The following is a 15,791-nucleotide window of genomic DNA, read 5'->3' as shown; positions in this document are numbered from 1 at the left end:
CTCAAATTCCTTGAAGAAAAAACTCTTGGTGAATAATGCGGGTTAAATAGCAGCTTCTATATTAATGGATATGCTTTAATTAGCAAACAGGGAAAACGAACATTCCTTAGCAAGTCTGGCGAAATTCTGGATAAAGAGTTTGGTTTTAGGACCAACATGACTAAAGATTTCTACGACCGGGCTGGTAAACGCCAAAAAGTGGCGTACTGTTATAAACAGTCCGGGGAAATGGTAGATGCAAAAGAATGGAATGACATTGTCAATAAAAAATAGCCAAAAGTAGTAGCAGCATCATTAATCTCTCTGATTCTTTTTTAGCGGTCTGCAGACTAGACAAAGCACTAACACTCACAATCTGACCCAGCTAACAGGAGTCTACGAAATTTTGTTTTAAACGCACTCTAAAATATGCGGACGGAATGATAGTCTAACGCCCCCTTAGAACAAGGGAGGCCTTTTTGAAAATTAAGAATATTGAAACCACGGTCTATCAGTTCTTTATAACCCTAGGTAAAAACGGTATGAGCACTAGCCACCGCTCGCGCAAGCAAGTAAACGGGGCCGAGTGTCGAGAATAGCTGAAAGAAAAGCCCACACCCCTACCCCTTCACTTTTAGGGTCCATTCAAAATTAAAAGTAGCTACTTCTACCCCCTCCTCATTGATGCCTACAGATTTCATCCAAACAGTCTGCCCTTCCCCTGTGGCCAAAGTATTTTTTATAGCCTCTTTAATTAAATCCCCATCCTCACAGGTAAATGTAATCTTCCCCGTTGCTTTCTTGGTGAAAGTTGCATTATTACTGGCCACCAGCATGGATATTTTTTTTCCGCTCTTTTTAATCTGGCCCATTACCATTGCCCCCGTAGCCAATTCTGCAGCCATCCCCTGTACCGCCCAAAACATGGATCTAAACGGATTTTGATTAATCCAACGATGCCTAACAGTGACTACCGCCTTCTGTTCATCCATATACCTTAAACGTACTCCCGTCCACCAGGCTGCAGGCAGTTTAAAAAAGCAAAACATATTTATTTTAGTAGTCTCAGAGGCCATTGGTACGTCTTTAAGTATTGCTAAAATATGCAAAATTGCTGAATCGCCAATCGTTAAACTTATGTTAATTTATAGTACTTTGCTTTGCATAGTACCTTCTTTTAGCCATATATTTGCATAAGAAACTATCATGCCATGACCACGAGCCTTAACAAACATCACAAGAATTTATCGGCAATCATCCATGCCACTACCTTCTCTAAGTACTTTATACCCTTTGGGAATTTTATTTTACCATTGATACTTTGGGCGGCCAACAAGAATAATCACCCGTTTATTGATCAAAATGGCAAGCAAGCCCTAAACTTTCAAATAAGCTTGCTACTCTACTCTTTGGTAATTGCCATCTTAACCATACCCTTTGTCCTATTCTTTTTACCTCAGATATTTCACCACGGCATATTTAATCTCCATACTCTTAATGAGTTTAACGGCATCAATTTTAGCACGGACTTAAATTACTCCAAGTTTGGTAGCCTTCTATGGGGATTGGGAATTGCGGGCGTTGCGCAGCTTGGCCTATTCATTGTAAATATTGTCTATACCCTATTGGCCATCATACGGACTAGTGAAGGAATAGATTTTAAATATCCATTAACCATCAACTTTATAAAATAAATAATTCAGAAGTGCTCATCACACTTAAACAGGAGTTTATTCATCAATCCAATCAATCATCCGCCAATCTAAATAAGCGGGAAAAACGAACAGTTAAATTATTATAATCATGCAACTATGAATGTTGAAAACACAAAAGCACAAATGCGGAAAGGCGTTTTGGAATATTGCATCCTCTCTATTTTAGATGGACAGGATAAATATACTTCCGAAATCCTGAGTACCTTAAAAGACGCTAAAATGCTAGTGGTGGAAGGTACCATTTATCCCTTGTTAACCCGACTCAAAAATGCGGGACTACTTAATTACCGATGGGAGGAATCTCCATCTGGCCCCCCACGAAAGTATTATACCTTAACAGATACAGGAAAAATATTCCTCAAAGAATTAGATACCACCTGGGAAGAACTAAGAAACGCAACTAACCTCGTAACCCAATCAAAAAACAGTTAAAAATGAACAAGACAATCAATATAAATCTGGCCAATTTATTCTTCCATATAGACGAAGAAGCCTATGGGAAGCTACAACGCTATTTAGAGGCCATAAAACGCTCCTTTGCCAACACTAGTGGCAGCGAAGAGATTATAGCGGATATAGAGGCGAGAATTGCCGAGTTGTTTCATGAAAAAATGGAAAATGAAAGACAGGTAATTACCCAAAAAGAGGTAGACGAGGTAATTAGCATCATGGGACAGCCAGAAGATTACAAGGTAGACGAGGATATCTTTGACGACCATCCTCGTAGCGCCCAAAAAAGCCAAAGGGTAAGGAAACTTTACAGAGACATTGACAATAAATATATAGGGGGTGTCTCTGCCGGTCTAGGCCATTATTTTGGAATTGATGCGGTGTGGGTACGCTTGCTGTGGATTTTATTGACCATATTTAGTTGGGGAGGCTTTATCTTTATCTACGCCCTACTTTGGATCCTTATTCCCGAAGCCGTTACTACGGCCCAAAAACTGGATATGAGCGGGGAATCCGTCAACATAAATACCATCGAAAAAAAAGTAAAGGAAGGATTTGATGACGTAGCCGAAAAGGTGAAAAATGTAGACTACGAAAAAGTGGGCAATCGCGTTAAAAGTGGAAGCAAAACTTTTTTCAATTCTATTGCAGACATCATTATGTTCATTTTTAAGATCATCGGTAAATTTATTGGAATAATCCTAATTATCACCGGGGCCACAGGGATAGTTTCCCTTTTTATTGGATTCTTTACCGTTGGCATCTTAGACATCATCCATATCCCAGGCATTGAATACTACTATCTTATAAACTCTACCAACACCCCCGTTTGGCTGGCTTCCCTTTTAGCATTTTTTGCTATTGCCATTCCATTCTTCTTTCTAATGTACCTAGGATTAAAAATTTTGGTGAACAACCTAAAGTCCATAGGTAAAATTGCCAAGTTCAGCTTGTTGGGTCTTTGGCTAATAGCGGTGATCCTTTTAACTGTTTTTGGAATAAAGCAGGCGGCAGCGCATGCCTACACTGGGAATGTAACTGAAGAAAAGGTACTACCTTTTCAAAATAGCGACGAGCAGATCGAGATTAATTTAAATTCCTCCAATTGGCACGAAAACGGAAATAATTTAGGTATAGACGGTATAGTCCTGGATTACGACGAAAATGGGGACGAAGTATTAATCTTTGAGGATCTGCGATTTTATGTGAAAGCCTCCAACGATTCCTTGGCATATTTAAACATTAGAAAAAGTGCGAATGGAAGCTCTTTTAAAAATGCAACGGAGACCGCGGAAAAAATTAATTACAACTATGCAATACAAGGGAACACCCTGTTTTTGGATGATTTTCTAACCACCGCCAAAGAAAACAAATTCCGCGATCAGGAAGTTAGGGTAAACCTTGCTTTGCCCTTGGGTGCAAAAGTGAAGTTCACCAATTTCCCCAAGCGTTGTTGGATGCTGAGAACCAACAACGACCAAGACCTAAACGGCTGCGAAATTACGGAGTACCGTTGGACCATGGGCGAAAATGGGGAGTTGATTTGTGAGGATTGCCCAAGCAGCAAATCCGCCAATCAAACCAATGGAAACGGTAAAATAATAATTAATGAAGACGGGGTGGATATCGATTTTAAGGATGGTGAAGACTCCTTTAAAATGAAGATAGACAAGCAAGGCGTACAGATCAAAACCAAAGAAGATACCTCTAGCGATACCGTTCAGTAGGCTTATGCTACAGTTGGGTAACATCAAGACCTGCTTTTTTCTTGAAATTTATATTTTTATATAGTCAAACCAACCAATATTTAATTAATCAGATTCAATTATTGCTCTCATAATGAGGTGTGGTTGGGTCTAAAAAACAACGATCATGACAACACTAGCAAGAATTACTATAACATTGATCTTGGCCCTAATATTTTCATCCTGTAATTTCAATATAGGGAGTGGAAAAAAAGGCAATGGAATTGTACAGGAAGAACAGCGAATAATCAAGGGAGATTTCACCGCCGTATCCGCTTCTGAAGGCTTGGACGTTTATGTTACCCAGGGAACCGAGCAGAAGGTGATTGTAGAAGCCGATGAAAACGTACTAGATTTAATTGCGACCGATTTAAAGAATGGGACCCTGAAGATTCACACCCTAGAAAACATTGGGAGAGCCACTAAAAAGATTCATGTAAGTCTACCTACGGTCACCTACTTGGCTTCTTCCAGTGGGGCAGACCTAATTGCAACTGGCCCTATTAGAGCCGCAACCCTCGAATTAAAGGCCAGCAGCGGAGCCAATTTACAAATAGAAGATTTAAGTGGTGATACGGTAGACGCCGATTCCAGTAGTGGTGCCAACATTGAGATTGTCGGTCAGGCAAACACCTTACATAGCAACGCTAGTAGCGGGTCCAAAATAAAAGCCGTGAACCTAACAACAGCGCTTTGTAGGGCTAATGCCAGTAGTGGCGCCAACATCAGCGTGAATGTTACGGAATCCCTAGTTGCGAAAGCAAGCAGCGGAGCCAATATAAAATATACAGGGAATGCTAAAGTAGAAGACAAGAAAACCAGTTCGGGAAGCGTTAATCAATTGTAATATTTCCCGAGCTAAGCACTTCCAATCACACCATATAACTAAGGTCCATTGTAATTTCAATGGGCCTTAGTTTATTAGTTAGCACTTCTTTCTTTATATTCGTTTTTAAATGTGAGTTATGAAATTAAACATCAAAAAATATATTCTTCCCTTAAAGCATACTTTTAGTATTTCTAGGGAGTCCCGCGATTTTCAGGATTCCATGATCGTTAGTTTGGAACAGGATGGAAAAATAGGTTATGGGGAAGCCACTTCCAACCCTTATTACGGGGTTACTTTTGAAACCATGAAGACAGAGATTACCCAAATTAGCAAGGAAATAGAACAGTTCCAATTGAAGAATCCCGAGGCATTTCATGATTTTCTGACTTCCAAAAATCTTAGTCATTTTGCTACTTGTGCTCTAGACCTTGCCGCCAATGACCTCTATGGAAAGCTAATGGAAAAACCCTTATACCAACTTTGGAATACAGACAATAGCACCTACCCCATTACTAACTACACTATAGGATTGGGAACCATAGACCATATGGTGGCCAAGATGAAGGAAGTACCATGGCCCATTTATAAAATAAAATTGGGCACAGATCAGGATGTGGAAATAGTACGTGAACTTCGTAAACATACCGATGCCATTTTTAGGGTAGATGCCAATTGCGCTTGGAATGCGGAGCAGACTATAGAATACGCTCCAAAACTAAAGGAACTAGGAGTAGAGTTTATAGAGCAACCCCTAAAAGCAGAAGATTGGGAGGGGATGAAAAAGGTAAAGCAACACAGTGTACTTCCTACTATTGCCGATGAAAGCTGTATTGTAGAAAGCGATGTGGAGAAATGTGGCGACCATTTTACCGGTATCAACATAAAACTAACCAAGTGTGGCGGATTAACACCGGCCAGACGCATGATTGCCAAAGCCAAAGCCATGGGGTTAAAGGTTATGGTGGGATGTATGACAGAATCTACGGTCGGAATCTCGGCCATTGCCCAGTTAATTCCACAATTGGATTATGTGGATATGGATGGAGCGATGTTATTAAAAGAGGATATTGCCGATGGTGTGATTATAGGAGAGCATGGTAAGGTAATCTTCCCAAGTTTAGGTGGAAGCGGAATAACGGTACGCCAATGAGTTATATTGTAGATCATTTTCCAGGCAGGGAATTAGAATTAAACGGGGAACCTTATTTATATTTTGGAGGAACCTCCTATCTGGGCCTACAGACAGACGAGGCATTTCAACAGCTTTATATTTCCAATATATTACAATACGGGACCAACTACGGAGCCTCAAGAAAAGCGAATTTAAAGCTTTCTATATATGAGGAAGCAGAGACCTTACTTACCCAATGGGTAGGTAGTGAAAGTGGAACTACGGTATCTTCTGGATATCTGGCAGGACAACTGGTAAGGCAAGCCTTGGATATTAAGGAGCATAAATTATTTTATGCCCCCAACACCCATTCTGCCCTTTATGTATTGCAGCATGGGGTGCGCCTAAAGCCCTTTATTTCCTTCACCGCCCTAGATATCGCCATCAGGGACCACCTAGAAACCAATAAAGATATTACCCCTGTGGTTTTTTTGGATGCCATTGATTTTTCTGGTTATAACTTCCCCGATTTTATTGGCCTAAAGAAGTTGCCCCTAGAAGAGATTATCTTGGTAGTAGATGATTCGCACGGGATTGGTATTGTTGGAGACAATGGGAGTGGGGTTTTTAAAATTCTGCAAAAATTAAACCCGAAAGAGTTAATTGTCTGTTGTTCACTGGGAAAAGGATTTGGAATACAGGCAGGAGCCATTTTTGGATCTACAAAGCGCATATCGCAATTAACGGATACAGCCTTCTTTGGTGGCGCAAGTCCGGCTGCCCCTGCTGCCATAGCCTCCTTGGTAAGAGGAACTGCAATTTTCTCCAAAAAGAGGGAAGTCCTTAAAGACAATATCGCTCTTTTTAGGGATAATGTGGAACTTCCCGATCATTTTAAGTGGATGGATGGTCATCCTGCCTTTAGCTTTGTAGACACTGCTCTAACCCAGCACCTAGAGCACCATAAAATAATAGTGACCAGTTTTAAATACCCCGATGAAGACGCAGCAGAAATCAGCAGAATTGTGCTAAGTGCTCACCATACAAAAACAGATATACATTATCTTACAGAGGTATTAAATTCATATTTCTAATTTCCCACTTGGAATCCTGTGTTATTCCATGTTTTTTAACAATTTAATTGACCATGTCCTTTTTATTTCGTAACTTTTTTGTAATCATTTAACTTAATGTATTACCCCTAAAACCAGCACGACTATGAAAAAATTACTAGGATTGGTTTTTTTGATGTTAATATTAGTAGCAGGTACTAACCTTACATCAACAGAACAACAAAATCATAATACTCTTGAAGGCACTTGGGAATTAGTTAGTTTTAACAACTACGACGGAAACGAGGTAGTAAGTACCCTCCCTGCCACAGAAGGTTATCGGCAAATTAAAATGTACTACAATGGAAAGGTAATGTGGACCAGATATGTGCCCACAGATTCCATTGAGTGGTTTGGGTACGGCTCGTATACCGCCACAGACAGTACACTTACCGAAAAACTGGAGTATATGTCCGCCTCCATGCGTAAAATTGCAAATGAAAACATGGAGTGGCATATGGAACTCGTCCTAGATGGTGATACCTACAGTCAAATTTTTACGGATGAAGAGGGAAATAGAATAAATTCCGAGAATTATAAACGTCTTGATTAAGCCACTTCCAAGAATAAACAGCACTGTAAAACTCATTTACCCTAACTTAGGTAGGGGCGTTAATTAGGTGGTGAATTCTTGAGGTTGCAGGCAGATATTTCCAATATCCTTTCCACTTAAGCAGCTGCGCATAGTGAATGCCCTAGAAATTAAAAAGCCCGATGGTACACACCTTCGGGCCTTCTTATTGTTTAAACCTTTATATACTTCCCTTGAAAATAATAGTTGGGGAAATGTAAGCTATAGGTTATTGGGTTGAAACTTCTTCTGGAGATTCTATAGTAGCCAAATAACGTTCTGCATCCAAGGCTGCCATACATCCAGTTCCTGCCGCGGTAACGGCCTGTCTGTACTCCTTATCCTGAACGTCTCCACTAGCAAAAACACCTGGCTTACTAGTCTTGGTAGATTTACCATGGGTAATAATATACCCGGTCTCGTCCATCTCCAACTGACCTTTAAAGATATCTGTATTTGGCTTATGTCCTATGGCAATAAATAGACCAGTAATAGCAATCTCCTCTTTTTCACCAGTAAGGTTGTTTACCATACGTAAACCTTCCACAACTTGGTCTCCCAATACCTCATCTACTTCCGTATTGTAACGGACCTCTATATTACTTAGGTTATTTACCCTGTGCTGCATTGCTTTGGACGCTCGCATATGATCCTTTCTTACCAACATGGTAACCTTGCTACAGATATTGGCCAAATAAGAAGCCTCTTCCGCAGCGGTATCCCCTGCTCCAACGATGGCTACTTCCTGTCCCTTGTAAAAGAATCCATCACAAACGGCACAAGCAGATACCCCTCCTCCACGAAGCTTCTGCTCACTGGGTATTCCCAGATACTTTGCAGTTGCACCAGTAGAAATGATAACCGTTTCTGCCTCTATCTCCTTATCGTCGTCAATAGTTACCTTGTGGATCCCTCCAACTTCATCACTAAAGTCCACCGCTGTTACCATTCCCATGCGTACTTCGGTGCCAAACCTTTCGGCTTGCTTCTGCAAATGGATCATCATGGTGGGTCCGTCTACCCCATCCGGATAGCCAGGAAAGTTGTCTACCTCCGTTGTGGTGGTCAACTGTCCGCCAGGTTCCATACCAGTATAAACTACGGGCTTTAAATCGGCTCTAGCCGCATATATTGCTGCTGTATAGCCAGCAGGTCCCGAACCAATAATTAACGTTTTTAATCGCTCTACTTTTTCTGCCATTTTCAATATCTTCATTACTTATTATATAACAAATGTAGCTTTTTAACCAAAAACCTCAACTCAAAAGTTATAAAAAGTTATTATAAGGCAAGTTACCAAATTTATAGTGAATCTTTCAACTTAGGTTTTATTAACCATTTGGCTTGCAGAATGTCCCATTAACAATTTTAAACCCTAGAAATTACTAAACCTTGGCCTCTACTTTTAATAGATGGTGGGGCAATACTAAAAATGGAATGGTAGTGTGAAATCCAATTTGGTTTATCACAGGCTTTAAAAATAGATTCTCCAAAAACGTATGTTTGTTCTTAACCATCACTAAAAAATTGGTATTAAATTTAGTCTGGTTACTATTGATAGCTTCCACAATACGCTGATCTGGCACTTCATGGAAACGATGTTTAACTTCACTAAGTAAATTCGCCAATATGGATTTATTGGCTTCTTGGGCAGGACTCAATTCCAGATTGGTGGAGATATGCATCACATCTATGGTTGCCCCATGTATTGATGCTACAAACAGCAACTCCTTCAACAAGGATTCCCTATATTCTATCTCATAATCCGTTGGAAAAAGTATTTTTTTAGGTGTTTCATACTTATAATTAAACGGGATGGCTAAAATAGGCCCCTTTGCTCTTTTTATGGCATGTACCGTATTACTCCCCAAAAATATCTCCTTAGCACCCGTTGCCCCTTGGGTTCCCATAATTATTAAATCGATTTTTTCTTCCTCTACCAGTTCATCCATAGCATCCATTAGAATACTAAAGGCACTATGAATTTCAAAACGGTGCTTTGGATTGGTAAATTCATCCAGTACACGTTGCCTTACTTTATTTAGACCCTCTTCGGAGTCTACCCTATAAATATCCCCCAAACCCACTTGTCCTGGGCTGTGCAATAGGTATTCGGACTGGTATATTGCAGGAGTATAGGTATGTAATAGATGAAAGGTACATTCCTCCTTGGCCAACATTTGTACCGCATAGGCAATGGCGCCATAAGAGTTATCGGAAAAATCGGTGGGTATCAGAACTCGTTTCATAGTTTATATTTTAAGTGATAGCGATAAAAGGATTTAATAAATTACCTTAAATTTAAGCAAATTAACTGGCATTTAGCATGATGTATATCAGCTAAGAAAGTTGATTTCTATAGCATATTATTCAAAAATTGAGCAACGCTTATAAAACAACCTTAGAAAATGAAAAGTAGTTTCAACGAAATTTTAAATTCGGACACCCCTGTGTTAATCGATTTTTTTGCCACTTGGTGCGGCCCCTGTAAAACGTTGTCGCCCATCTTAGAATCGGTAAAGAAAGAAATGGGCGATACGGTCAAAATAATTAAGATAGATGTGGATAACAACGCCGCTTTGGCAAGCAAATATCAAGTACGTGGCGTTCCCACCATGCTCCTATTTAAAAATGGAAAACAACTCTGGCGAGGATCCGGCGTTTTACAGAAGGATGAAATTGTGAATATCATTCGCACTAATACCTAATCTACAGTCAGCCTCACAGAAAGAAGTATAGAGGGTAGGATGGACTAACACTATGCTCCCTAGGGAAACAGTTTAAAAATACTAACCATTAATAAAACAGCATACAGGTGAAGTTTATTGATTACTATAAAATTCTGGGCCTGGATAAGAATGCGGACCAGAGTCAGATTAAGAAAGCGTACCGGAAGATGGCCCGGAAATACCACCCAGACATCAATCCCAACGACAAGGAAGCCGAGTTGAAATTTAAAGAAATTAATGAGGCCAATGAGGTGTTGGGCGATCCTGAAAAGCGAAAAAAGTACGATAAATACGGGAAGGATTGGCAGCATGCCGAGGAGTTTGAAAAAGCACAAAGGGCTGGTCGCGCTTCATCCGGACAGCGAAGACAGGCTTACTCTCAACAATTTGAGGGAAGTGATTTCTCCGATTTCTTCGAGTCCATGTTTGGCGGTGCGGGAGGCTTTCAAAATTCTAGAAGAACCCGATTTAGGGGGCAAGATTACAATGCTGAATTAAAACTACAGCTGCGCGATGTATATAAAACCCACAAGCAAACCCTTACCGTTAACAACAAAAACATACGGATTACTGTTCCGGCCGGAATTGAAAATGGACAGACCATAAAAATTAGCGGGCATGGAGGACCCGGCCATCAAGGGGGACCAAATGGGGATCTTTATATCACCTTTTCCATAGATAACAACACCCGTTTTAAGCGCGATGGCAATCACCTTTATTCTACGGTAGATCTAGACCTCTACACTTCACTGCTTGGAGGTGAAATTACGGTAGACACCTTTGACGGGCAAGTGAAATTAAAAGTGAAACCAGAAACCAAAAATGGAACCACGGTAAAGCTTAAAGGGAAAGGCTTCCCCGTTTATAAGAAAGAAGGGGTCTATGGCGATTTGTATGTCACCTACAATTTAATTACCCCTACCAATTTAACCGAGAAAGAGAAAGCACTTTTTAAGGAGCTAGCAGAGCTAAGAAAATAAAACAAATCCTATGAAACAAGAAGAGTATATCACTATAGAAGACTTTTGCACTTCCCATAATATTGCATCGGAATTTGTAATACAACTTTATGATATGGGCCTCATAGATATGGTATTTCAAGAAAACCTACAGTATCTACCGCTTAATCAATTACCCAAGGCAGAGAAGATAGTGCGACTCCATCTAGATCTCGAAATTAACGTACAGGGACTTGGAGTGGTCACCGAGTTATTAGACCGTATACAGGACATGCAAAACGAAATAACTGCCTTGCACAACAAGCTTAGCCGTTATGAATAGGTCTTATGGGAATGAAATGCCAATGCGGCCGGACCAAGAATGGCATATTATCTATTTGAACTAAATTCTAGAGGGGAAATAGCAGCTGGGACGGGCAGTGAGTGGTGTAAGTTGGTGGTAGTAGTTGGCGGTATTCAGTGCGCAGTAGGCAGTAAACAATGATCAAATTATTAATTAAAACGGTCAAAGCTAATCAGGGAAGTTCAATTTTTAAAAATCCTTACATTGCCATTATGCTAGTGTTATGTACAAAGTGATTAGTTAGATTTTGAGTTTGGCAACTTTTAACTGGCATCCCGTTATTGGAGCTGTATATATTATTTAAAAATAATTTGATCTTTCATCAGGTAAAAGATTAATTAGAAATTGGTGTTACCAAAGCATGAATCTTCCCTAGTTACGGCATTTCCAGATTGACAAATATTCAAATTAACTCATCAGTACATCGGTACATTGCTCCATTGATACATTTACAAATTGCTCCCCTATCTTATTCCGAATTCAACTTATAGTTCATAAGAAATATAAGTTCCCGCGCTTGGACGTACTTCAAATGGTTCCAGATCTATCCCAAATTCTTTTTTATATACCTTAGCTGCCTCTTTACTATAGGTTTCAGCAGCATCCTCATGGATAATATGCAACACACATCCGCCAAATCCGCCTCCCACTTGCCGTGCCCCTAAAACCGCTTCGTAATTTTTAGAGAAATCCACCAAAAAATCAGATTCTGGACAACTAACCTCATACAGCTCACTAATTCCGGTATGGGCCTCGTATAAATATTTACCTACCAATTCCCAATTGTTCTCCTTAAGCGCCTTGGCGGTAGACAATACCCGTTCATTTTCACTAATGACAAAAGAGCACCTATTAAATATGGTCTGTGACATCTGCATAGCTGATTGCTCTAACATAGTATGGGTAGCATCCCTTAGCGACTCTACCTCGGGGTATTTTTGTTGAATGATCCGCACCCCTTCCTCACATTCCTTTTTCCGGGTATTGTACTCACTGGAAGCTAAATTATGGGATACCTTAGTATTCAGCATAATGAGTTTATAGGGAGCCATGGCAATTGGAATAGACGTGTATTCCAAAGACCTACAATCTAAGAGCAGCACATGATCTTCTTTGCTCATTACCGAGGCAAATTGGTCCATTATACCACATTGGGTGCCTACAAAAGTATGTTCCGCAATTTGAGACAGCTGCACCATTTCCAAATTGCTAAGACCAAGATTAAATAGTTTGTTTAACCCAAATGCCAGTCCACATTCTAAGGCTGCCGAAGAGCTTAAACCAGAGCCAATAGGTAGCTTGCTTTCTATAATACAATCGAATCCCCCTAATTTATCTGACCTTTTCAGTATTTCGTTTAAAACACCCAGCAAGTAATTCTCCCATTCTATCTCGCTCCTAGCAATCTCCTTCAGGCTTAGCGTAAAGCCAGTATTGTACCCTAGGCTATAAATATTGCATTGGGCTGGGGAATTGTTTTTCCTAAGTTTAAAGGTAATTCGTTGATCAATTGCCGTGGGCAATACGTAACCGAAATTATAATCTGTATGCTCTCCTATGAGGTTTATTCTCCCTGGGGACTCTACAATTAACTCGGGTTTAAAATTCTCCAAATTCAACATTAGCGTATCTATTAGCCCTTAAAAGTAACAAAAAACCACTAATAAATGTGTCCTATACATTTACTGTGCTATCTAGGGCCGTGAGCAGTGGGTACCCTTTTCAGAATGCCACCCTAGCTACTCCTCAGCAGCAAGCATTTCTACGGTTGCAACGGTTCTAAAGCCAAGGTGCTCTAAGGCAGAATCCATACTGGAAGCCATTCTGGAAGACACCCTGTAGCTGGCGCAATAAGAGGCATTGCATAGGAAAGATCCGCCTTTCATAACCTTTTCCCTCGCATTTGGCATATTTTGATTGTAAGGGGTTTTAGCACCAGTGGGATTTACCAAAACCGTATTTTTAGCGGCAACCTCCTTATAATAATTGGTGTTATACCAATCGCTGGTCCACTCCCATACGTTACCGGCCATGTCGTACAAACCAAAATCGTTGGGGGGATACGATTTTACTCGGGCCCTTTCTGCAAAACCGTCGGCCATCGTATTCGTTACCGGAAATTCTCCCTCCCAAGTATTGGCCATTTGTGAAAGTACGGTATGGTCATCACCCCATGGGTAAATATTCCCTTCCTTTTTGCCTCGTGCTGCCCGTTCCCACTCTGCTTCTGTAGGCAGTCGTCTCCCAGCCCATTCGCAATAGGCAAGCGCATCCACATAGGCTACTTGCACCACCGGATGTTGTTCCTTTCCTACTATGGAACTACCGGGACCATTGGGTTGCCTCCAATTAGCACCAATTGTCCAATGCCACCATTGTGAGAAATCATAGAGGTTGGGTACGGAGGTCTCCGTCTTTTTAAATGTAAGTGCGCCTGGCTGTAAAATAGAATCGTGTGGCTTTGGAGTTCCTGCTGGCACCTGTTTCTTCATTTCATCCCAATCTATAGCTCTTTCGGCAAGGGTTACATACCCAGTTTCCTCCACAAATTTCGCAAACTCGGCATTGGTAACCTCAGTAACATCCATAAAAAATCCATTGAGCCTAACCTTGTGAGCAGGCTTTTCATGATGCATGGCAATTTCATCGTGAGGCACTGCTCCTTGGGTAAATTCCCCACCAGGAATCCATACCATCCCCTTAGGTGTTTTAATCCCTTCTGGCTGTTCTACCAACAAATCAATTGAGGCTTCTTCAGTAGGGTTATTTGCAAATTCCACCTCAGTGTCCGACGCCTTGGAATTTTGTTGGTTGTTTTCCTTGCACTGGATTAGGAGGGTCATAATCAAAAAAACACCGATTGATTTTATATACTGCATTCTGCGATTATTATTCGAAAATTCTATTTGAGTTTAAAACTAGTAGTAATAATGGATAATTCCCGCGATTATCGCTAAAATTTTGAGAAGTTTTAGGCCCCTTCCTTGAATCATACAATGGTCTCTCTGCTACCTAAACCTATTTGTAAGTACCCCTTATGTAACCAAATTCATCAAAAAAGGACTCCTAGTCTTGATAAATGAATTCCATTTCGTAATCACTTCCGGCCACCTTCATAATAGCCTGGTAAATATATTGGGAAACCATTTTCTGTCCTTCAAAATTAATGTGTTCTACCGTATCTTCAGGAGTATGGTATTGTGGGTGCCCCCCCGTGTGGATACCCAGTACAGAGATGTTTTTTTCATAAAACGAAACGTGATCGGATCCTCCAACCGATCCGGCATGTACAATGGGGAATAAGCCTAATGGAGGTCCTAATTCCTTCATCAATTCAACGCCACCAGGAAAGGTACCTGCACCTCCCATATAAACATGGTTCTCGCTATTTAACCTGCCCACCATATCCATATTGATCATCAATTTAATTTGAGAACGGGGTACTACTGAATTTTCTACAAAATACCTACTTCCCAAAAGTCCCTGCTCTTCGGCGCCAAAAGCCACTAATAAAATAGATCGTTTTAAGGCTTTCCTGTTGGCCATTAATTTTTCACCAATCTCCATTAAAGAAGCTGTTCCACTGGCATTGTCATCTGCCCCATAGTGAATGGCAATCTTATCGGATTTGGAAGATGGTCCTCCACCTTTTCCCAAATGGTCGTAATGGGCCCCTAGAACTATATATTCATTTTTTAACTGCGGATCGCTCCCTTCAATGAGGCCTATTACATTCCAAGTTTTCACCTCCTTTTTGGGTTTTTCTCCCTTTTTCACGCGAAGTTTGGCCCTGAAAGGTTGTTTATAAGATCGGTTAAAAGGTGGAATACCCGATTTTTTAAATTCTTTGATTATATAGGAGACTATTTTTCTATTAATCTTTCCCCCTGGATTACGGCCCTTATGACTATCGGAGGTCAAGAAAACAATATGTTCCTTAAGTTCTTTTTCCGTAATTTCTTCCTGTGCCCAGGAAGCATTCACCCATAAACCAACAAACAATAAGGTGAACCATAACCCTTTCCTATAAATATCCTTAACCATAACCTTTAAATTAATTAAGTAGGTAAAATTAGCATTATTTCCCTTTTTGAAAAGAAAAGCGAATCGGTTTTATTAGATCAGTTGGCAGCTGGACTAACGCTAAAGTAAGTAGTGAGTACAAAGTAGTGAGTAGTGAGATTTTGAATCAATAGTTCATTTCCAAATCTCCAAATTAACTCATTGGTACATTGGTACATTTACAAA

General features: G+C 40.4%; 16 protein-coding genes. 10 read left to right on the top strand and 6 right to left on the bottom strand.

Annotated elements, in window-relative coordinates; all coding sequences use genetic code 11:
• Positions 1-599: 599 nt before the first annotated feature.
• Positions 600-1,055 (bottom strand): DUF4442 domain-containing protein, encoded by a 456-nt coding sequence (locus BV214_RS13470; RefSeq protein ID WP_086478032.1) that lies wholly within the window; start codon positions 1,053-1,055, stop codon positions 600-602.
• 135 nt (positions 1,056-1,190) lie between these two features.
• Here BV214_RS13470 and BV214_RS13465 point away from each other — a divergent pair, with 135 nt between their 5' ends.
• The 7 genes from BV214_RS13465 (at position 1,191) to BV214_RS13435 (ending at position 7,494) form a co-directional block, all read left to right on the top strand.
• Complete coding sequence (locus BV214_RS13465) at positions 1,191-1,673, top strand: DUF4870 domain-containing protein (protein WP_086478031.1); 483 nt, start codon at positions 1,191-1,193, stop codon at positions 1,671-1,673.
• A 117-nt stretch (positions 1,674-1,790) separates the two neighbouring features.
• Positions 1,791-2,126: a PadR family transcriptional regulator gene (locus BV214_RS13460; RefSeq protein ID WP_086478030.1), complete on the top strand. Its 336-nt coding sequence runs from the start codon at positions 1,791-1,793 to the stop codon at positions 2,124-2,126.
• A gap of 2 nt (positions 2,127-2,128) precedes the next feature.
• Entirely contained in the window at positions 2,129-3,871 is a 1,743-nt protein-coding gene (locus BV214_RS13455) for a PspC domain-containing protein (protein WP_086478029.1), read from the top strand.
• A 145-nt stretch (positions 3,872-4,016) separates the two neighbouring features.
• Entirely contained in the window at positions 4,017-4,736 is a 720-nt protein-coding gene (locus BV214_RS13450) for a head GIN domain-containing protein (protein WP_086478028.1), read from the top strand.
• Between the two features lie 118 nt (positions 4,737-4,854).
• Positions 4,855-5,868 (top strand): dipeptide epimerase, encoded by a 1,014-nt coding sequence (locus tag BV214_RS13445; protein ID WP_086478027.1) that lies wholly within the window; start codon positions 4,855-4,857, stop codon positions 5,866-5,868.
• Complete coding sequence (locus BV214_RS13440; protein ID WP_086478026.1) at positions 5,865-6,923, top strand: aminotransferase class I/II-fold pyridoxal phosphate-dependent enzyme; 1,059 nt, start codon at positions 5,865-5,867, stop codon at positions 6,921-6,923. Before BV214_RS13445 ends, BV214_RS13440 begins: the two co-directional genes overlap by 4 nt.
• A gap of 124 nt (positions 6,924-7,047) precedes the next feature.
• On the top strand, positions 7,048-7,494 hold the full coding sequence (locus BV214_RS13435; RefSeq protein WP_086478025.1) for a hypothetical protein: 447 nt from the start codon (positions 7,048-7,050) through the stop codon (positions 7,492-7,494).
• A gap of 247 nt (positions 7,495-7,741) precedes the next feature.
• Here BV214_RS13435 and trxB read toward each other — a convergent pair whose 3' ends face one another.
• Both trxB and BV214_RS13425 read right to left on the bottom strand, forming a co-directional pair.
• Positions 7,742-8,713, bottom strand: a complete 972-nt coding sequence (gene trxB / locus BV214_RS13430) for a thioredoxin-disulfide reductase (protein WP_086478033.1) — start codon at positions 8,711-8,713, stop codon at positions 7,742-7,744.
• 184 nt (positions 8,714-8,897) lie between these two features.
• Positions 8,898-9,761 carry a universal stress protein gene (locus BV214_RS13425; RefSeq protein WP_086478024.1) on the bottom strand — a complete coding sequence of 288 codons (864 nt, stop codon included), beginning with the start codon at positions 9,759-9,761 and terminating at the stop codon, positions 8,898-8,900.
• A 159-nt stretch (positions 9,762-9,920) separates the two neighbouring features.
• On the opposite strand from BV214_RS13425, the gene trxA reads away from it, so the two are divergent.
• The 3 genes from trxA (at position 9,921) to BV214_RS13410 (ending at position 11,522) form a co-directional block, all read left to right on the top strand.
• On the top strand, positions 9,921-10,220 hold the full coding sequence (gene trxA, locus BV214_RS13420) for a thioredoxin (RefSeq protein ID WP_086478023.1): 300 nt from the start codon (positions 9,921-9,923) through the stop codon (positions 10,218-10,220).
• 107 nt (positions 10,221-10,327) lie between these two features.
• Positions 10,328-11,221 (top strand): DnaJ C-terminal domain-containing protein, encoded by an 894-nt coding sequence (locus tag BV214_RS13415; protein WP_086478022.1) that lies wholly within the window; start codon positions 10,328-10,330, stop codon positions 11,219-11,221.
• Between the two features lie 10 nt (positions 11,222-11,231).
• A complete protein-coding gene (locus BV214_RS13410; protein ID WP_086478021.1) occupies positions 11,232-11,522 on the top strand; it encodes a chaperone modulator CbpM in 291 nt (96 codons plus the stop codon).
• 506 nt (positions 11,523-12,028) lie between these two features.
• Here the strand turns inward: BV214_RS13410 and galK are convergent.
• The 3 genes from galK to BV214_RS13395 all read right to left on the bottom strand — a co-directional run bounded on the left by galK (position 12,029) and on the right by BV214_RS13395 (position 15,587).
• Entirely contained in the window at positions 12,029-13,165 is a 1,137-nt protein-coding gene (gene galK / locus BV214_RS13405; protein ID WP_086478020.1) for a galactokinase, read from the bottom strand.
• Positions 13,166-13,282: 117 nt separating this feature from the next.
• Complete coding sequence (locus BV214_RS13400) at positions 13,283-14,422, bottom strand: formylglycine-generating enzyme family protein (protein WP_086478019.1); 1,140 nt, start codon at positions 14,420-14,422, stop codon at positions 13,283-13,285.
• Positions 14,423-14,609: 187 nt separating this feature from the next.
• The gene (locus BV214_RS13395) at positions 14,610-15,587 is read right to left on the bottom strand and encodes a M28 family metallopeptidase (RefSeq protein WP_086478018.1); all 978 of its coding nucleotides are present in this window, start codon (positions 15,585-15,587) and stop codon (positions 14,610-14,612) included.
• Between the last annotated feature and the right edge of the window lie 204 nt (positions 15,588-15,791).

The sequence above is a fragment of the Arenibacter amylolyticus genome (genome assembly GCF_002150785.1).
Classification (GTDB): Bacteria; Bacteroidota; Bacteroidia; order Flavobacteriales; family Flavobacteriaceae; genus Arenibacter; species Arenibacter amylolyticus.
Note: the sequence above shows the minus strand (reverse complement) of the source record. Positions and strands in the feature narration are given on the sequence as shown.